18 protein-coding genes are annotated in these 16,767 nt (G+C 65.9%); 9 read left to right on the top strand and 9 right to left on the bottom strand.

Annotation, left to right across the window (positions count from 1 at the left end; genetic code table 11):
• The first annotated feature begins 81 nt into the window (after window positions 1-81).
• Entirely contained in the window at window positions 82-618 is a 537-nt protein-coding gene (locus tag CO675_RS03760; protein ID WP_097670632.1) for an REP-associated tyrosine transposase, read from the top strand.
• A gap of 157 nt (window positions 619-775) precedes the next feature.
• On the opposite strand, the gene CO675_RS03765 is transcribed toward CO675_RS03760, so the two are convergent.
• Entirely contained in the window at window positions 776-1,555 is a 780-nt protein-coding gene (locus CO675_RS03765; RefSeq protein WP_097670633.1) for a class II aldolase/adducin family protein, read from the bottom strand.
• 226 nt (window positions 1,556-1,781) lie between these two features.
• Window positions 1,782-3,431 (bottom strand): glycosyltransferase family 39 protein, encoded by a 1,650-nt coding sequence (locus tag CO675_RS03770; protein ID WP_097670634.1) that lies wholly within the window; start codon window positions 3,429-3,431, stop codon window positions 1,782-1,784.
• A gap of 338 nt (window positions 3,432-3,769) precedes the next feature.
• Between CO675_RS03770 and CO675_RS03775 the strand changes: the two genes are divergently transcribed.
• Window positions 3,770-4,666, top strand: coding sequence for a hypothetical protein (locus tag CO675_RS03775; protein WP_097670635.1), 897 nt, complete (start codon window positions 3,770-3,772; stop codon window positions 4,664-4,666).
• A 179-nt stretch (window positions 4,667-4,845) separates the two neighbouring features.
• On the top strand, window positions 4,846-5,259 hold the full coding sequence (locus CO675_RS03780; RefSeq protein ID WP_092125178.1) for a Ros/MucR family transcriptional regulator: 414 nt from the start codon (window positions 4,846-4,848) through the stop codon (window positions 5,257-5,259).
• A 104-nt stretch (window positions 5,260-5,363) separates the two neighbouring features.
• Here the strand turns inward: CO675_RS03780 and CO675_RS03785 are convergent, their stop codons facing one another.
• Together CO675_RS03785 and CO675_RS03790 are read right to left on the bottom strand one after the other, a co-directional pair.
• A complete protein-coding gene (locus CO675_RS03785; protein ID WP_097670636.1) occupies window positions 5,364-5,792 on the bottom strand; it encodes a SufE family protein in 429 nt (142 codons plus the stop codon).
• Between the two features lie 146 nt (window positions 5,793-5,938).
• Window positions 5,939-6,316: a DUF5330 domain-containing protein gene (locus CO675_RS03790; protein ID WP_097670911.1), complete on the bottom strand. Its 378-nt coding sequence runs from the start codon at window positions 6,314-6,316 to the stop codon at window positions 5,939-5,941.
• A gap of 434 nt (window positions 6,317-6,750) precedes the next feature.
• On the opposite strand from CO675_RS03790, the gene CO675_RS03795 reads away from it, so the two are divergent.
• Together CO675_RS03795 and CO675_RS03800 are read left to right on the top strand one after the other, a co-directional pair.
• Window positions 6,751-8,562: an ATP-binding protein gene (locus tag CO675_RS03795; RefSeq protein WP_097670637.1), complete on the top strand. Its 1,812-nt coding sequence runs from the start codon at window positions 6,751-6,753 to the stop codon at window positions 8,560-8,562.
• The gene (locus CO675_RS03800; protein ID WP_245452616.1) at window positions 8,555-9,316 is read left to right on the top strand and encodes a peptidoglycan-binding domain-containing protein; all 762 of its coding nucleotides are present in this window, start codon (window positions 8,555-8,557) and stop codon (window positions 9,314-9,316) included. The genes CO675_RS03795 and CO675_RS03800 overlap by 8 nt, the downstream gene beginning before the upstream one ends.
• A gap of 59 nt (window positions 9,317-9,375) precedes the next feature.
• On the opposite strand, the gene CO675_RS03805 is transcribed toward CO675_RS03800, so the two are convergent.
• Entirely contained in the window at window positions 9,376-11,019 is a 1,644-nt protein-coding gene (locus CO675_RS03805; RefSeq protein ID WP_097670639.1) for an ankyrin repeat domain-containing protein, read from the bottom strand.
• 225 nt (window positions 11,020-11,244) lie between these two features.
• On the opposite strand from CO675_RS03805, the gene CO675_RS03810 reads away from it, so the two are divergent.
• Window positions 11,245-11,589 carry a DUF1491 family protein gene (locus tag CO675_RS03810; RefSeq protein WP_097670640.1) on the top strand — a complete coding sequence of 115 codons (345 nt, stop codon included), beginning with the start codon at window positions 11,245-11,247 and terminating at the stop codon, window positions 11,587-11,589.
• Here the strand turns inward: CO675_RS03810 and CO675_RS03815 are convergent.
• Complete coding sequence (locus CO675_RS03815; protein ID WP_097670641.1) at window positions 11,586-12,518, bottom strand: DUF2336 domain-containing protein; 933 nt, start codon at window positions 12,516-12,518, stop codon at window positions 11,586-11,588. The genes CO675_RS03810 and CO675_RS03815 overlap by 4 nt on opposite strands.
• Before the next feature lie 295 nt (window positions 12,519-12,813).
• Between CO675_RS03815 and CO675_RS03820 the strand changes: the two genes are divergently transcribed.
• Both CO675_RS03820 and CO675_RS03825 read left to right on the top strand, forming a co-directional pair.
• Window positions 12,814-13,008: a hypothetical protein gene (locus CO675_RS03820; protein ID WP_097670912.1), complete on the top strand. Its 195-nt coding sequence runs from the start codon at window positions 12,814-12,816 to the stop codon at window positions 13,006-13,008.
• A gap of 4 nt (window positions 13,009-13,012) precedes the next feature.
• Window positions 13,013-13,780, top strand: coding sequence for a hypothetical protein (locus CO675_RS03825; RefSeq protein WP_097670642.1), 768 nt, complete (start codon window positions 13,013-13,015; stop codon window positions 13,778-13,780).
• Here CO675_RS03825 and CO675_RS03830 read toward each other — a convergent pair.
• A complete protein-coding gene (locus tag CO675_RS03830; protein ID WP_097670643.1) occupies window positions 13,777-14,637 on the bottom strand; it encodes a LysR family transcriptional regulator in 861 nt (286 codons plus the stop codon). The two genes, CO675_RS03825 and CO675_RS03830, sit on opposite strands and share 4 nt — an antisense overlap.
• A 91-nt stretch (window positions 14,638-14,728) precedes the next feature.
• Between CO675_RS03830 and CO675_RS03835 the strand changes: the two genes are divergently transcribed.
• Entirely contained in the window at window positions 14,729-15,571 is an 843-nt protein-coding gene (locus tag CO675_RS03835) for an MBL fold metallo-hydrolase (protein ID WP_097670644.1), read from the top strand.
• On the opposite strand, the gene CO675_RS03840 is transcribed toward CO675_RS03835, so the two are convergent.
• Together CO675_RS03840 and CO675_RS03845 are read right to left on the bottom strand one after the other, a co-directional pair.
• A complete protein-coding gene (locus CO675_RS03840; RefSeq protein WP_097670645.1) occupies window positions 15,568-16,191 on the bottom strand; it encodes a DUF1254 domain-containing protein in 624 nt (207 codons plus the stop codon). The genes CO675_RS03835 and CO675_RS03840 overlap by 4 nt on opposite strands.
• Window positions 16,188-16,766: a DUF1214 domain-containing protein gene (locus CO675_RS03845; RefSeq protein ID WP_050424324.1), complete on the bottom strand. Its 579-nt coding sequence runs from the start codon at window positions 16,764-16,766 to the stop codon at window positions 16,188-16,190. The genes CO675_RS03840 and CO675_RS03845 overlap by 4 nt, the downstream gene beginning before the upstream one ends.
• Window position 16,767: the final 1 nt, after the last annotated feature.

Raw genomic sequence — 16,767 nt, forward strand, 5'->3', positions numbered from 1 at the left:
CCGGAATTGGGCGGCGTTTTGATTTGCAGGTAGGATGGGTAGAGCGCAGCGAAACCCATCGCTTCTTCATCGGGATCGTTCATGGTCTCTTATCGTCGTAACTTCATCGCTGGAGGCAGCTTCTTCTTCACGGTCAACCTGGAGGACCGGCGCCTTCGATTGCTGACGGAGCACATCGATCACCTACGCGCCGCCTTTCGCGAAACGCGCGAACGGCATCCGTTCACGACCGAGGCGATCGTCGTTCTGCCCGACCACCTCCATGCGGTCTGGAGCTTGCCGGAAGGTGACACCGACTATGCGACACGGTGGCGGCAAATAAAGTCGGCGTTCTCGCGAAGCCTTCCGGCTGGCGAGATTGTTTCGATCAGTCGCGCTGCCAAACGAGAGCGCGGGATTTGGCAGCGCCGCTATTGGGAGCACACGATCCGGGACGAGGATGATTTCGCTCGTCATGTCGATTACGTGCACATCAACCCCCTCAAACACGGGTTAGTGAAGCGAGTGATGGATTGGCCGTATTCGTCGTTTCAGCGCATGGTCAACCTCGGCCTATACCCCGGGGATTGGGCCGGCGACGGGGAGAGCGTGGACGGGGTGTACGGCGAGCGGTCTTGATGCGGGTCCATGATGGGTTTCGCTGCGCTCTACCCATCCTACGGTTTTCCGCCAGGTAGGTCCCGGCGTGCAAAAACGCCGCCCGGAATTGGGCGGCGTTTTGATTCTGGTCGTGTAGAGGGTGTTGGCGGCAAGCTTACCCGAAGATTGTGAAATTTCAATCACGGTAGCCGGGATTGACCCGGTCGAGCTTGCGCAGCAGCGGCGGCCAGACCAGCTGCGTCGAGCGCAGCTCGGCGCGATCGGGGTTGGAGAGCAGCTCGGTGTTCTTGTCAATCGCGTGCTGGTCGACCGGATAGACGCTGCCGCCGAGCGCGCGGGTCGCCACCTGCATCGAGCAGGCGCGTTCCAGATGATACATCCGCTCGAAGGCGGCTGCGACCGAGCGGCCGACCGTCAGCGTGCCGTGATTGCGCAGCAGCATGTGGTTCTTGGTGCCGAGATCGCGCTGTAGGCGCGGGCGCTCGTCGTGATCGAGCGCGATGCCTTCATAGTCGTGGTAGGCGAGGTCGTGGGTGACGAGCTGCGCGGTCTGGTTCAGCGGCAGCAACCCATCGGGGCCGCTCGACACCGCGGTGCCGTCGACCGTGTGCAGATGGAGCACGCAGCCGGCGTCCTCGCGCACCTCGTGGATCGCCGAGTGGATGGTGAAGCCGGCCGGGTTGATGCTGTAGTCGCTCTTCGACAGCTGGTTGCCGTCGAGGTCGACCTTGACCAGGCTCGAGGCGGTGATCTCGTCGAACATCAACCCGTACGGATTGATCAGGAAGTGATGCTCGGGCCCCGGCACGCGCGCCGAGATGTGGGTGTCGACCAGATCGTCCCAGCCGTAGAGCGCCACCAGGCGATAGCAGGCGGCCAGATTGATCCGCTGCTCCCATTCCGCCGCACTGATATCCGACGGCACTTCCTTCAGGCGCGCTTCTGCTGGCGACATGGCCGATTGCTCCATTGATGGCTGTTGCTTGAGCTAAGCCTAGCGCCGCCGCCGGAGCGCAGCAAGGCGGCATACCGGCGTGACAGTCATGCCGGCATGCGGCCCACGATCCGAACGACGACGGTCGGTGGGCAGGCGCGAGGGTCGATCTTCCAAGGCCGCGATCGGCGAGCGCATTTTCGGCTCTGATTGACGCGAACCGGCGCCGACTTCGTTCGAAAATGCTTTACGGCGCCGGGATCGCGAGCAGGCTCGAGATGCTGCGGCCGCGGATGTCGTAGACGCGGGCAAACACGACGTCGTCGCGCTTGATCTCGACCATCACCGGGGCGGCGAGGCCCTTGCAGTAGAACTCGCCGAGCGTCATCGCGAAGTCGGCGGCATGGCTGTCCCAGCCGATCGTGAAGTCGGGCCCGAGCGCGACCTGCGCGGGGCGCTGCGGTCCGCACACCGCGACCTTCCACTTGCGATGCTGCGGCGGCGCTTCCTGCCGCTCCGCCAGCTGCTCGCGCAGCCCGTCGGATGCCTGCTTCAGCGCCAGTCCCCAATAGTCCAGCATGAAGAAATTGTCGGCGGTCCGCACCGTGCCGGCGATGTGATTAAAGTGCGTGTACTGATACGGATGCAGGCGGATCATTTCGCTGAGCGGCAGCAGCAGGCCGAACGCGAACACCGCCAGCGCCGCGGGCTGCCAGGCGCGGCGGTGCTCGCCGAGCCAATCCATGCCGCGGGCGAAGGCGACGCCGCCAAGCACCGCCATCGGCGGGATCACGAAGATGAAGTGGCGGATGCCGTTGTAGAGCGCCGGCCGTTTCACCATGGCGATCACCAGCGGCAGCGTCGCCGCCAGCGTCAGCATCAGCATGATCGTCTTGCGCTTCGCCGCGACATCGCTCCGCGACAGCGACATGAAGGCGGTGACGACGGCCGCGGTCAGCAGCACCAGCAGGACTTCGGGAAGCTGCAGCGCGAACAGCGTCGGCAGATAGGACCACGGCATGTCCGGCACGGACACCAGCGCGCCGTCGAACATCTCTTTCCACGGCTTCTCGAAGAAGTGCGAGAAATAGGTCACCGCCTCCAGCGGATGGCCGGGCTCCATGATCGACCACGGCCAGATCAGGCCCATCACCAGATAGCCCAGCACGAGCCCCGGCAGCAGCACATAGATGACATGGGCAAAACGATGGGTCGCCTCGCGCGGGCCCTGCGTGCGGAATTCCTCGATCCACAGCGGGATGAAGCCGACCACGGCGTAGATCAAAGCGAGGCCGCCAAGCACGCGGCAGCCGATCGACAGGCCGGCCCCGAGGCCCACGATCAGGATCGTGCGCGGCGAGGGCGCCGGATATTCCTCGATCAGGCGCACGAGGCCCATGATCAGGACCACCATCGCGACGGCGAACGGCGCATCCTTCGGATTCATGAACATGTGACCGTAGAAGGTCGGGCACAGCGCGAGCAGCAGCAGGGCCGCCAGTCCCGCCAGCGGGCCGCCGACGCGGCGCGCCAGACGCCAGGTCACAGCAAGCCCGATCACGCCGACGATCGCCCCGAGCAGGCGGCGCGTCTCGAACAATTCGAGCGGGATGACCTTGTGCAGCAGCGCCGCGGCCATATCGAAGCCGCCGCCGTACATATAGAGATTGGCGAACGAGAGCGCGCCGGTGTCCTTGAACCCGGACCCGTACATGCGCAGCAGGAGGTCGGCGTATTCAGCGTGGGTGTAATCGTCCCAGCCCAGACCGTAGTCGCGGAATGTAAGGCCGGCGACCACGGCGACCACGCCGAGGACGAGGAATGCGAGATCGTCGCAGGTCTTCTCCACCGAGCGCCGCGCAGGCGCCTCGAGGGCAGACGTCGTAATCGATGACATAGCTAGTGATACCGGCGTGCCTGTGGCCCAGTTTGGCGCTTTAGGGCCTCATTCCCCGGCATCCATAGCGCAGTTCCGTTTCCGAGTAATTGGTAATTGTGGCGTAATTTCCCAGATGCGTTGCAATAAATTGGCAGCAATTCGTAGCCAGTAGATCTACGGGAGGCAGGGTCCTGGACGTGGCCGCAGCCGCGATCAGGAAGCGCATCAGGCCCGGTTAAGCGGGATTTTAGGGAACTCCGTCTACAATTGGCGGTTGGCGGTGTGGGCAATATGACGGTATCGTGGCGTTGGTGGCCCACGCCGATTTTCGGTCGGGTCTCCCGGGGGTTAGTTCGATGATGGTTGGTCTGTTGGTCGTCGGCGTGGGCCTGGTTGTGGCGGGCTTGGCGGCGATCGGCTTGGGAATCCCCTACAAGGAATTCAGCGTCGGCAGCGCCTTGATCACGACGGGCGTGACCGGCGCATGCACCGGCGCGATCGTGCTGGCGCTCGCCGCCATCCTTCGGGAACTTCAGGTCATCGCCCGGCGGCTGGAGCCTGGTGCCGCGGGCGCCCGGCTGGAGGCTCCGTCGGCGCCTGCAACTTCCCCGCGCAATGCCCCCGAGGATCCTGTCTTCCCGCCACCGCGTGAGCCCAAGGTTGCCGCGCCTCCGCCGCTGGCACCGCCCGTTTCGCCATCCGCCTCCGCGTCGCCGCCGCCCTGGCACGACGAAATCGGCCAGCGTGGCGCGCCGGGCGAGGCGCCGCCGCCTGTGCCGGGTGGCGCGCCCCCGGAGGGCGAAGCCACGCCCAAGCGGCGCAACCTGTTGTTCTCGTCCTCGCGGAAGGAACGCGAGCGGGCCCAGGGCCGTACGGCCGAGCCGCTGACGCCGGACCTGCTGTCGCCGGAGCTGCGCCCTGGTCCGGCCGCGGCCGCCGAGCCCGCACCGGCAACGTTCGACGATGCCTGGCCGAAGGCCGAACGGCCACGGTCGGTCGACGTTGCCCCCCGGCGCACGCCCCGGCCGTCGACGTTCGGCGAGACCCAGTCGGCCGGCGCGGCGCCGTCGTCATCAGGCCACCCGCCGCCGCCGCAGGAGCAGCCGCCGGTGACCGTGCTCAAATCGGGCGTCGTCGACGGCATGGCCTATTCGCTGTATTCGGACGGATCGATCGAGGCGCAGATGCCGGAGGGCATGATGCGGTTTGCCTCGATCGACGAGCTCAGGTCGCATCTGGAGCAGCGGCCTTAAGGTCGGCACCAATACTTGCGAGCGGCCGCTTCGAAGCCGGAAAAATACGGCCGTTCTTGTCAGGTTTGCTGCAATCCGCTCATATTCGCGAAGTAGTACGCGATTCCATTAATGTATTGCTGCACGTGGATACTGTCCGGTGGGCGCCGGGCGGTCGACAGCACGGGGAAGATTGAGTCATGTCCGATACGTCAGGTAAAACGCCGGTCGAGCTGACCGCAAACATCGTTTCGGCCTATCTCAGCAACAATCCGACGCCGGCCTCGGACATTCCGAGCCTGATCAGCCAGGTCCACGCGGCGCTGCTGCGGGTGTCGAGCGGCCGCGCCGACACGCCAAGCGAGCCGGCCAAGCCGGCGGTGTCGATGAAGAAGTCGATCACGCCGGAATATCTGGTGTGTCTCGAGGACGGCAAGCGCTTCAAGTCGCTCAAGCGCCATCTGCGCACGCAGTACAACATGACGCCGGAGCAATATCGCGACAAATGGGGCTTGCCGGCCGACTATCCGATGGTGGCGCCGAACTATGCGGTAGCGCGCTCTCAGCTCGCCAAGAAGATGGGACTTGGCCAGCAGGCGCGGAAGCGGAAGTAGGGGCTCAGAGCATTTTCGAGCGAAGTGGATACGCCTTCGCATGAAGAAAATGCGTCAAACACGAATCTAGAGCCCCGTTCCGATTCGATCGGAACGGAAAGGCTCTAGGCGGACGCCAGCGCCTCGCGCGCGTCGTTGCGGATCCGATCGACCATCGAGCGGAGGCCATTGGAGCGCTGCGGCGTCAGATGGTCGCGGAAGCCGAACTCGTCGAACAGCGCAAGCGCATCGGTGGTGAGGATTTCCTTCGGCGTATGCCCGGAAAACAGCGTCAGCACGATCGCGACCAGCCCGCGCACGATGTGGGCATCGCTGTCACCGACATAGATCAGGCGCGGTTCGCCATTGGCATCGCGATCGATCCGCTTCGACAGCCAGACCTGGCTGACGCAACCCTGCACCTTGTTCTCGGCCGAGTGCTCCGCCTCTGACAACGGCTCTAGCGTGCGGCCGAGCTCGATGACATAGCGGTAACGGTCGTCCCACTCGTCGAGCAGCGCAAAATTGTCTCTGATTTCGTCGATCGTCGTCATCGTGGCCCGCGTCCTATTCTCAACGGCTTATATAGGAAGGCGGGCCGCGAAAGCGACGAAAATGGAACCGGTTCCCGGCTGTTTCGACCGGTTTCTTTGCGCGAGCCGGCATCCGTCTCACGCGAAAGCGCTTTATTGGCTGGCGCTTACGGCGTCGGCGGCAGGCGGAAGTCAATCATCTGATCGTCCGCCGTCAGCGTGTCGCGGGATGCGGCCGGATCGGTATCGTCCTTGCCGATCGAGCCGGTGTGGTCGGGCGGCTTCTTGTCGGTGATGATCTGATAGAGCTTGCGCGCGCCATCGGTCGCGCGCTGGCCGATCGCGGTCGCGGCCTGGCCGCCGACTTCGCAGGCGGAAGGCTGGCGCTTGCAGAACTGGCCCATGTCGTTGATCGTTGCCGTCGCAGCCGACACCGCGTCCGATGCGCTGATCTGCGGCGTCTTGTCCGCTTCGGGTGTTTTGTCTCTCGGCAGCAGCACGAGCACAAGCCCGAGCCAGAATGCCAAACGCAGCAGGAAGAACATGGCGCGATCCCGGTCGTCTATCTTGTCTTTTGCTTCTTGCGCGGTCGATGCCGCTATTGCCCTCACGGATAGCATCGGTCGATAAATCGGAAGTATCTGCATTGAAGTAAATCCGCCGAAAAATCGCGGAAAATTCGCCTGAATCGATTCGCCGTAAATTTTCGATTGATGGCGGCTGACGGGTGCCAAATCCGCAAGATGCGGCGCATCCACCATTTCGAAACCATAGTTTGTCGCACCCGGAAACCAGCCGTTCACCATCCCCGACAAATGACCGGTGAATGACAGCGCCGCAGCCTCGCCAATGCACGGTGTTTGGCAGCAGGCCGCCCCGCCTTAGCGTTCGCTTAAGTTCGCTCTGACACGTTGGCCTGCAATCACAAAGGAGGCGTTCCGGCGCGTCTGTTCGACGATGAAGCCGAAGCGCGAGTGCTGTGAGTAGTTTGAGTTTGATCCGCGATTGCCTGGATGCGCTGCTGCATCCGTCGGCGCAATATGATGCGCTGACGCGTGCGCGCCACCGTGCCTTCATGGCGCCGCGGCTGCTCGGCAGTCTGGCGGCGCTGGCCTCTTTCCCTGCCTTTCTGGCGATGCGCGGGGCGCCGACGGCGATCGAGGTCATCGCCTTCGCCTGGCTGATCGCGCCGATCCTGTTGTCCTGGTTCCTGTCGCGCACCGGCCGCTACGAAGGCGCGCATGTGCTGTCGTCGCTGGCGCTCGCCGGTCTCGTGATGATGATCGCGGCGTCGACCGGCGGCATCGCGTCGTTCGCCGCGGTGTGGCTCGTCGTGATTCCGATCGAGGCGGCGCTGTCGGCGTCGCGGCGTGTGGTGGCGTTTGCGTTCGCGCTGGCGATGATCTGCGCCGCGCTGCTCAGCGTGCTTGGCCATTACCACGTGCTGCCGGTGGTCGATCCTGCGGTTGTCTCGAACAGCTCGCTGGTCGGCTTCGGCGTCGTGTCGGCGATCTTCTACGCGGCCGGGCTTGCCTTCGGCGCGGAGTCGCTGGCGCGCACCAGCGTGGCGCTGCTTTACGTCGAGGAAGAGCGCTACCGCCTGCTCGCCCATAACATGAGCGACGTGTTGTCGCGGCACAGCCGCAACGGCGCGGTGCGCTTCATTTCGCCCGCGGTCGAGGTCATGCTCGGCGTGCCGGCATCGCGGCTGTCCGGCCACGGCCTGTTCGACCGCGTTCATGTCGCCGATCGTCCGGCCTATCTCACCGCGCTGTCTGATGCCGCGCGCGGCGAATCCCGCAGCGTCGAGTTCCGCGTGCGCCGCGACGGTGCGCGCGGCGAGGCTGCCGCCGAATTCATCTGGGTCGAGATGCGCTGCCGTGCGCTCGAGCAGGCCTCCGCCGATGCCGAGGTGGTCGCCGTGATCCGCGACGTGACCGATCGCAAGGTGCAGGAACAGGCGCTCGAACAGGCCCGCCATGCCGCCGAGCAGGCCGATGCGTCGAAGACGCGCTTCCTGGCCACCATGAGCCACGAACTGCGGACCCCGCTCAACGCCATCATCGGCTTCTCCGAGATGATCGCGCAGGAAGACGTGCTCGGGCTCGACGCGGCCCGCCGCAAGGAATACGCGCAGCTCATCAACGATTCCGGCCAGCATCTGCTGTCGGTCGTCAACGGCATCCTCGACATGTCGAAGATGGAGTCGGGCAATTTCGAGATTTCGCCGGAGCCGTTTGCGCCGCGGCCGGCGCTGCTCAATTGCTGCAATCTGGTGGCGCTGAAGGCGCGCGAGAGCGGTGTCGACCTCGTCACCCGGGTGCCTGACGACCTGCCGATCGTGAACGGCGACTCGCGCGCGTTCAAGCAGATCGTCCTCAATCTGGTTTCCAACGCGATCAAGTTCACCGAGCGCGGCGGCAAGGTGACCGTGTCGGCCGGCGTCGAGGGATCGCGGCTGTTGCTGCGGGTCTCGGACACCGGCGTCGGCATCGCCGCCGACGATCTCAAGCGGATCGGCGATCCGTTCTTCCAGGCCGGCAAGACCTATCAGCGCCGCCACGAAGGCACCGGCCTCGGCCTGTCCATCGTCAAGGGGCTGGTCGGCCTGCACAACGGCGAAATCAACGTCGAGAGCAAGGTGGGCGAGGGCACCGTCGTGTCGGTCGCGCTGCCGCTGTCATTCATCCCGCCGGCCGCGGTCGAGCCGTCCAGCAATGTCTCGACCCTGAAGCCCGCGCTGCGGTCCGGACTGCAAGAGCAAACCCAACAGGTGAAGAAGAGTGCCTAGACAGACTTTGGATGACGATGAAACGCCGCGCCGTCGCCGCGGCGCCAAGGCAGTAGCCATCGCGGCCGAGGAGGAACGTGGCCTCGTCCTGCGCCTGCTGCTGCACAGTCCGAAGGACCTGGTTGCGGGCGTGCTGGCAACGTCTGCCATCGTTGCGATCCTGATCAATGCGCTGTTCCTGCAGGCTGGCCGTCATCCGTCGCCGATGTTCGGCGGTTCGGTGGTGACGCTACCGGCCCCGGTTGCCGCGGCCACCAGCCCGCTGCCGCGCCCGCGTCCGGCCGAGGCCGCCGCCCGATCGGTCGAGCCCGCCGTCACGGAGCCGACCAGGCCGGTCGACGTGAAGCCGGTGGAGACCAAGCCGGCCGAGACCAGGTCCGTCGAAGCCAAGCCGGTGGAGTCCAAACCGGCTGAGGCGAAGCCGGTCGATCCGATGGCCAATCTGGTGCTGAAATCGACCGCCGCGCCGCCGGCCGCCGCACCGTCCGCGGCTGCCGCGCCGTCCAGCGTCATTCGTCCGCCCGCGCCGATCCCGACACAGCATCTGAGCCCGGCCGGCAAGCGCATCGCAGCGGTCCAGCGGACGCTGACCGAATATGGCTACGGCCAGCTCAAGCCGACCGGTACGATCGGCGCCGATACCCAGCACGCGATCGCGAAGTTCGAGCGCGCGCGCAAGCTGCCGGTGACCGGGCAGATGTCCGATCGTCTCGTGCACGAGCTCAGCGCGATGATCGGACATTCGATCGACTAGGCTCGTCCTCTCGTCATGGCCGGGCGTCATCCGGCCATGACGGTTCTTCCCGACTGACGTCAGACCGCTTCGCCGAGCAGGACGTCCCTGACCTCGTCGGAGAACGGCTTCTTGCGACCGGCCACCAGCACTGATTCTGGATCGTCGCGATCCGAAGTGCCGCGCGGCATGCCGTGATCGAGCAGGGCTTGCGCGCAGCCGGCCCAATCGCCGCGGCTGACCGGTTCATTGCAGGACGCCCACGACAAGGTCCCGGACGCGTTGTCGCCAAAGCCGTGCTGTTCGGTCCATTCCGCACCGTGCTCGAGCAGGAAGCGTGTCAGTCCGGCATTGCCGCGGAACACCGCGTGATTGAGCGCCGAGGCGTCCCAGTCGCCGCCGCGCACCGCGATGGGCCAGCCGAGCCTGACCATCAGCCGCACCGCATCGTCGCCGCCGGCCGCGGCGAGCTCGGGAAGCAGCCGCAGCTGCTGTGGTGAAAGCGATCCCGGAAGATCGGGCCGACCGGCCTGGATCCGCCGTGCTTCGTCCTCGTCGTCGCTGCTGCACGCCGCGACGAACCGCTCCTCATCCGCCAGCGTCTCGTCGCCGGTGCGCTGCCGCAGCAGCTCGGCAACCTCGGTCAAGCCGAACTGCAGTGCGTAGCGGTAGGCGGAAAGGCCGTCCGGTGTCGTGATGCGTGGATCTGCGCCGGCGTCGAGCAAGGTCGCGATGCAGGTTCGCGATCGTCGCCGCCGGATCGCCCACATCAGCGGTGATCCGCAATCCGTCAGCGGCGCGCTGCCGGCGGGTTCATTTGGATCTCCGCCGTGCCGCAGCAGCAATGCGAGCGCCACCACATTCTCGTCGTCCAGCACCTTGTACATCGCGTTGGTGCCGGCGATCCGCGCGCCGTGCTCGAGCAGCAGCCCTGTCGTCACGGAGCCTTCGAGCGAATGGTACAGCGATTCATTGTCGTTCGGATTGGCGCCGGCCTCGAGCAACAGTTTGGTCAGGGCGAGGTCGTGATTGCGCCCGGCGGCGCCATACAGCGCCGACAGCGGATTGCTGTGATCGGGCGCGTCGAGCGATCCGGGTGGCCAGCGGCTGCTGATGTGCTGGTCGGGATCGGCGCCGGCCTCAAGCAGCAGGCGCGCGCAGCGATGCAGCCGCGCCTGAAATTCCGGAATCTGCAGCAGGCTGGAATGCGTCACCGCGATCAGCGGCGGGAGTTTCAACGGACCGCCGGGACGGTCGACCCATGCGGGATCGCTGGCTGCGGTGCGCCGTATCGTCTCCTCGTCGCCGACGGCGCAGGCGAGATAGGGATCGCCGGCCACAAGATCGGGATCCTCGGTGAGCATCCGCACCGCGACGCGCGGATGAGCGCGATCGGTTGTGCCGTCGACATCAGCGGCATAGACCAGCTGCAGCCATCGCCGCACCCGGTCGGCCTTGCTTTTGCCGGGCGGCGATTGGGCTTCGACATAGCGCCGCAGGTCCGGCCAAGAGGCGAAGCCGAGATCGCGCGCCACGCAGGACTGAGCGTCGTGGAGCCGCAGACCGAGTGCGGCGATCTGCGCGTCGCTGCGCCCGGCCGCAGCCGGAAGCGCCTGCCGGAAACGGGCGCAAGCCTCCGGGACCTGTCGCCGGTAAAGGCGAATGAGCTCCTTGGCCTGCTTCTTCAGATGTTCGAGATTCAATCGCGCGGGCGATCGGTTCATGGAAACCTCCGTGCATCATCGCCGATGGTCCACAAAACCGGCTGCACAAAGGCTTGGTTGGCCGCGTATCAGGTGCAAGTGGGTTCAACCCTTCCCGTGGACCCGGGTGCGGCTTGCACCGCAAATGCAAGGATATGAGCGAGGCTTGTCTCGGTCAACCCGCCGGTGCGTGATGTCATCTGTGACGATTGGACGTGGCCGCGGCGCTGGCCTATAGGTCGGCGCATGCGATTGAAAACCAGCATATGGGTCGCGGCATATCTGCGCCGCTGCCAGACCGAAGGCGTGTTCGGCGCGATCCGCAAGAAGGGCGCGGAGGAAGCCGGCGCCGTGTTCGTCAAGGTAGCGCTGATGGACGGCAACGCGATGCTGTATGCGCCGGCGCCGCAGACGGTCTATGACGACAGCCGTCCGGCCGAGCGGCTGTTCGTGCCGACCGCACAACAGCCGGTGTCCGAGCCTTCAGTCGAGGAGCGATTGACCAAGGAGCTCCGCTTCGATCCCGATGCCTGGATCGTCGAGACCGAAGATCGCGCCGGGCGGCACTTTCTCGATCTGGCGAAGGGCTAGCTTCCCGACTTCTGATTGCGGATGCCGGGCGCGCTGCCGGGCTGCACCGCAGGTCGTGTCTGTGAGGATGTTACGCGTACGCGATGACGCTCGTCGTCATAGAGCGACGAGCGATACTTGGCGCGCGCCACCGCCATGGTCGAGCCGCGCCACGCCGCCAGCATCACCAGCGCGGAGCGCTCGCTGAGGCGATCGTAGAGCCGCGACAGCCGATAGACGTAGTTGACCGACGAGCCGGCTTCCGGATTGAGGAACATCAGGATCCGCTGGAACGCGGCGCTCGAGACGTCGAGTGCCCGCATCGCGCAGGCAAGCGGCTCGCCGCCGGGATCGTTGACGACGTCGGCGGCGATCCGCGACGGCAGGATCAGCGCCTCGCCGAGTTCGAGCGTGAAGTTATCGAGGTCCTCGGCAAACGCCGCCATCTCCAGGATATGGATCGCGCGCGCGGCGCGAGCCGCCGGAATCCGCGCCGCAGCCTTCAGCGGCGTCTCCTGCAGATTGTGCAGGATCTGGGCGCGCTCCTTTGCGCTGGCGGCAAAGAACATGTCGGAGATTTCGGCGGCATCGTTCGGCCGCATCGCAAGGCTTGCGGCCATCCGCAGCTCTGCCTCGGTCGGGACCTTGGCGGGCAGCGCGGACGGTGCGGGCGCGGAAATTGGCGCGGCAGCCGGCATCGGCTGCTCCGGACCGGTGCGGCGCAGCCCGAGCTTGTCCATGATCCTGGCGGGCGTTGCCGGATAGATCGCAAGCCGGGCGCGGACGGCGGCGCGGGTCGCGTCGTCGACCTCGTCGATCAGGCGCGACGTCAGCTCGACGAACTGGCGCTCTTCATCGGCGGAATGCGCGCTCGCCTGCACATACAGGTCGGTCAGGACGCGCAGCAAGGTGGGGCGGATGTCGACTCCCTCGCGGCGGGAGAGCGTCATCAGCCCATCGAAACCAGGAAATAGCGGAGCTGCGCTCATCTCGGGCGTACGCGACTTGCCAATAAGACTCGGTTTGAAAACCTTGTGAGAGCGAGCCTACGCAGGCTGTTTTAAGACGCAGTTAAGGAAAACAAGCCGTGAAGGCGGACGCTCGAATTTGCGCGTGTCTATTAAGGCACAGCGCCACATCCGTAACCGCCCGTATCGGCAGCTTAAGATGTCGTTAACCATGCGCGTTCTTAACTCGGCGGGCGCGGGGCAAATCATGTCCGTGCGGGGCCAGAGAGAACGGAACATGGGCACCATCGTTGAGTTTCCGGCGGATGCGGCTGCACGGCGGCCGAGCGCTGTCGGTGCTGCCGGCGAAGGCATGGGGACCGTGCTGATCCTTCCCGTCGTGCGTATCGAACGAACGACGGAGGAGACCGGCGGAGGTCGCGGACCGGAGCAGGGCACTGCGCAGGGCCGTCGTCGCCGACGCCGCTCCTGATCCAATGCCGGAACTTGCGCAGCAGACCGCCGCTCGGCGGTCACTCCCGGCGCTGATCCTGCTGCTGGCGGGCTCGGCGCTCGCGGGCTGCAGCGGCGGCGATTTCGGCCGCACCCGGGCCGATTTCCGCAACGACGACATGCATCGCTGGATGGGCGCCGAAGTCACCGGCAGCGTCGGCAAGAGCGCCTCGCAATTCCAGCTCACCGAACACGAGCGTCAGCTGCGCGATCTGGCCTATCAGTTCATCGAGCCGCCGCTGTCGCGCCCGGCGTGGAAGAGCGTGTACGGCGACTACCAGCCGCTGCCTTCGCCGTGGCGGCAGAAGGTCGTGTTCGATCGCACTGCGTACGGCCGCAATCTGATCGACGAGCCACATCGCTCGTTCGCCTCGCGCTATTCGCTGCTGATCGATCAGGTCCGCGACGACATCACGCGCTTCGAGCCATTCTTCGCCACCGCGATCCAGGTGATCGAGCTGGATCGCAAGCGCAGCGCCAGCCTGAAGATGATCGCTGACGTGTCGCCGCGCGAGAAGGCCGACGCGGTGGCGCGGATGGAAGAGAACACGCTGATCGTGCAATGGGTCCAGCAGAGCCTGGAGCGGCGGATCTCGTCCTATCGCTGGGCGCTGGAGCGGCTGGTGATCCAGGCGCCCGACGGCATGGCCGCCGACGCCGAACGCCAGATCAACGAGCTCGCCCGGCTCACTGCCAATGCACCGCTGATCTCTGGACCCGTCTCGGGCCAGGCCGTGGTGTCGAAGGGCTAGGCCCGTTTCATCTTCCTTGTTGTGGGTCTGACGCGGCGGCTGTTCGCCTGCCGGGGCAGGCTCGCAATGAACTCCTTCAGCACATCGGAAGGCGGGTTGCCTACGGGATAGGCGAGGCCGACCTGGCGCGTGACGTCGATCTCGATCGTACGCACCGCCACATCCGGATTGCCGCGCGCCACGCCTTCGGGGACGATCGCAACGCCGACCCCGGCCGCGACCAGCGCCATCGCCCATTCCTCCGATTCCGCGATCGCAACCGGCTTGCGCGGCGGCGCGGTGCGTTTGAAGAATTCCTGCTGCTCGCAATGGCAGCGATCGATCATCGGAACGCCTGCGAAGTCGGTGGTCCGCAGCGTCTCCTTCAGGGTGAGTGGATGCGACGGCGGCAGCGCCGCGACGTAGCGCTCGCTCCACAGCGGGATGAAGTGCTCGCCGGCGCCGATCATGGTCTTTGCGACGATCCGCGCGTCGGCCTTCTCATTGGCGCCGACCAGTCGGAGCGCGAGATCGGCATTCGCCGTCAGCGGCTTCAGCAGCGCGATCGTCCGCGCCTGATCGAGCGTACGCAACAGGCCGAGCGTCAGCGGCTGCCTTGTCGCGGGTTTGCGAAACAGGTTTCGTGCCGCATCTGCCTCGTCGATGATCCTGCGGGCGACGCCGTGAAACTGCGCGGCGGACTCCGTCGGCGCCATACCCTTCTTGTGCCGGATGAACAGCGTGGTGCCGAGCTCGGCCTCAAGATGGGTGATCGCCGCGGAGATCGACGGCTGCGAGATGAAGCAGCGTTTCGCCGCGGCGGTCAGGTTGCGCTCGCGGTAGACCGCGGCGAAATAGCGGAGTTCGCGGATATCCATAGGCCTGTCCTATCGCATAGATAGAGAGACAATATTTTACCTATGGAAAGGCTGGTGGCAAGCCTGCGCTGAATTCAGCGGAGGACTGGTCATGCGCATCCACCATCTCAACACCGGCACCATGTGCCCGATCGGCAAGCGGCTCGTGAACGGCAGCGGCAGCCTCTTCCAGCGCGCGCGGATGGTCTGTCACTGCCTGCTGGTCGAGAGCAATGACGGCCTCGTGCTGGTCGACACCGGCATTGGGCTCGACGACATCGGCGACCCGCCGCGGCTGGGGCGCAAATGGGTGCGGCAGACCACGCCGAGGCTCGATCCGGCCGAGACCGCCGTCCGTCAGGTGAAGGCGCTCGGCTTCTCGCCCGATGATGTGCGGCATCTGCTGCTGACGCATCTCGACCGCGACCATGCCGGCGGCGTGCCGGACTTTCCGAAGGCCAAGGTGCACCTTCATCGCAAGGAGTACGACATGGCGGTGACGCATCAGGTCGCGCCGCCGCAAGGCCGCTACATCACGGCGCAGTGGAAGCACGGGCCGGACTGGGCGTTCTACGGCGCCGGCGGCGAGGACTGGTTCGGCTTCACGGGCGTGCGCGCGCTCGGCGATCGCGAGCCGGACATTCTGATGATCCCGCTGCCCGGCCACACGCTCGGCCATTGCGGGATTGCGGTGCGCGACAAGGACAGATGGCTGCTGCACGCCGGCGATGCCTATTTCCACCATGCGCAGCTCGATGCCCGGCCGCGGATTCCGCTGGTACTCGGCATGTTCCAGCGCCGGGCCGACATGGATCGCGCGACGCGCATCCAGAACCAGGAGCGGCTGCGCCAGTTGAAGGCGGTGCATAACGACAGCGTCACGATCGTCAACAGCCACGATCCCGTCGATTACGAGACCTGCCGTTGCGGCCGCCACGCGCTGGCTGCGAGCTAGCGCTTGTTGCGTGCCGCAGGCGGCGGAGCAGGGGCCGGCAGCGGGGGCGGCGCTTCCTGCTTGGCCGCGACCGGCTCGGTCTGTAGCTTGCAGGAGGAGGCCGCAAGCGAGGCCTGCGCCTGCGGCATCAGGCCGGGCTCCGGCGCCAGCGCCTTCAGCAGGATCAGGCCGGTCGAGGTTGGCGAGTCGATGATCAGCCGGTCGGCGGCGGTGACTTCCTCGTCCTCGGGCAGCTCGTTGTGCTGCGCTTCCGTCATCAGATCGAGCTCGATCACCTTCTTGCCGGCGGAGCGATCGTTGATCGCGTAGTAGGCGACCTCGTTGCGGGTGTAGAACGACACCGACGTATAGGCCTGGCTGACCGGTACGGTGAGCTTGAGCGGCCCGCTCGAGAGATCGTAGCGGCAGATCGCCACCGCGAAGGCCGGATCCATCAGCGGCATCGGCGAGTTGCTCGGGTCGGCCAATGGCAGCTGCGTCACCTCGTTGAGCTTGGTCATCGGGGTCAGCCGCGAATAGGCGTCCTGCGAAGCGATCCGCGGCAGCGCCAGCACGCTGACGAGATGCACCACGCCGCCGAGCAGCACGCCTGCGAGGATGGTGAACAGCACGCGGATCATGGGCAGCCCGTCGTTGCGATCGAGGGCATCGGCGCGTCGCGCTGGGTTCGGGTCGCGACTCCGACCGGCGTGTCGTAGAGCCGCAGCATCAGCGCGTAGCGCTCGATGCCGCCGGTCGGCAGCCAGTTGCCGGCGCGCGAGCGCGAGGCGATGTGGATCTCGAACGTGCCGTCGGAGGCGCGCATGATCTCCTGGCTGGTGAAGCCATAGCGCTGCAACGAGTTGGCGACGAGGTGGCCCTTGCGGTCGAACAGCGTCAGCGTCCAGAACCGCGCCGCCGGCGTCACGCCGCTGACCACGATGTCGCAGCGGCCGTCGAGCGGCTTGTTCTTGTCGTCGGTGGTTGCCGAGAACGCGATGCCGTCGCCGGTACCGATCGGCAGCTCGCCGCTGCGCGCGATGGTGGCGCGCGAATAGGGGTCGACGTCGGAGGTGCCGTTTTTCGGCCGCGCGGTCCAGGCGCCGATCTTCAGCGTGCCGAGATCGGTGCCGCGCGTCGCCGTCGCGTAGGTCAGGCCGAGGCCGACGGCCGTGGCGATGACGAGTGCCAGCAAGGTGGTGAGGAGGAGCCGCACG

This window comes from Bradyrhizobium sp. C9, assembly GCF_002532045.1.
GTDB lineage: Bacteria > Pseudomonadota > Alphaproteobacteria > Rhizobiales > Xanthobacteraceae > Bradyrhizobium.

What these genes read in the sequence shown, in the direction of transcription:
- CO675_RS03790 (WP_097670911.1), bottom strand. Translation starts at nt 6,316, where the DNA reads ATGTTCTTCCTGCTGCGTTTGGCATTCTGGCTCGGGCTTGTGCTCGTG.
- CO675_RS03775 (WP_097670635.1), top strand. Translation starts at nt 3,770, where the DNA reads ATGATGGTTGGTCTGTTGGTCGTCGGCGTGGGCCTGGTTGTGGCGGGC.
- CO675_RS03780 (WP_092125178.1), top strand. Translation starts at nt 4,846, where the DNA reads ATGTCCGATACGTCAGGTAAAACGCCGGTCGAGCTGACCGCAAACATC.
- CO675_RS03840 (WP_097670645.1), bottom strand. Translation starts at nt 16,191, where the DNA reads ATGATCCGCGTGCTGTTCACCATCCTCGCAGGCGTGCTGCTCGGCGGC.
- CO675_RS03825 (WP_097670642.1), top strand. Translation starts at nt 13,013, where the DNA reads ATGCCGGAACTTGCGCAGCAGACCGCCGCTCGGCGGTCACTCCCGGCG.
- CO675_RS03805 (WP_097670639.1), bottom strand. Translation starts at nt 11,019, where the DNA reads ATGAACCGATCGCCCGCGCGATTGAATCTCGAACATCTGAAGAAGCAG.
- CO675_RS03835 (WP_097670644.1), top strand. Translation starts at nt 14,729, where the DNA reads ATGCGCATCCACCATCTCAACACCGGCACCATGTGCCCGATCGGCAAG.
- CO675_RS03760 (WP_097670632.1), top strand. Translation starts at nt 82, where the DNA reads ATGGTCTCTTATCGTCGTAACTTCATCGCTGGAGGCAGCTTCTTCTTC.
- CO675_RS03830 (WP_097670643.1), bottom strand. Translation starts at nt 14,637, where the DNA reads ATGGATATCCGCGAACTCCGCTATTTCGCCGCGGTCTACCGCGAGCGC.
- CO675_RS03770 (WP_097670634.1), bottom strand. Translation starts at nt 3,431, where the DNA reads ATGTCATCGATTACGACGTCTGCCCTCGAGGCGCCTGCGCGGCGCTCG.
- CO675_RS03785 (WP_097670636.1), bottom strand. Translation starts at nt 5,792, where the DNA reads ATGACGACGATCGACGAAATCAGAGACAATTTTGCGCTGCTCGACGAG.
- CO675_RS03765 (WP_097670633.1), bottom strand. Translation starts at nt 1,555, where the DNA reads ATGTCGCCAGCAGAAGCGCGCCTGAAGGAAGTGCCGTCGGATATCAGT.
- CO675_RS03815 (WP_097670641.1), bottom strand. Translation starts at nt 12,518, where the DNA reads ATGACGCTCTCCCGCCGCGAGGGAGTCGACATCCGCCCCACCTTGCTG.
- CO675_RS03810 (WP_097670640.1), top strand. Translation starts at nt 11,245, where the DNA reads ATGCGATTGAAAACCAGCATATGGGTCGCGGCATATCTGCGCCGCTGC.
- CO675_RS03820 (WP_097670912.1), top strand. Translation starts at nt 12,814, where the DNA reads ATGGGCACCATCGTTGAGTTTCCGGCGGATGCGGCTGCACGGCGGCCG.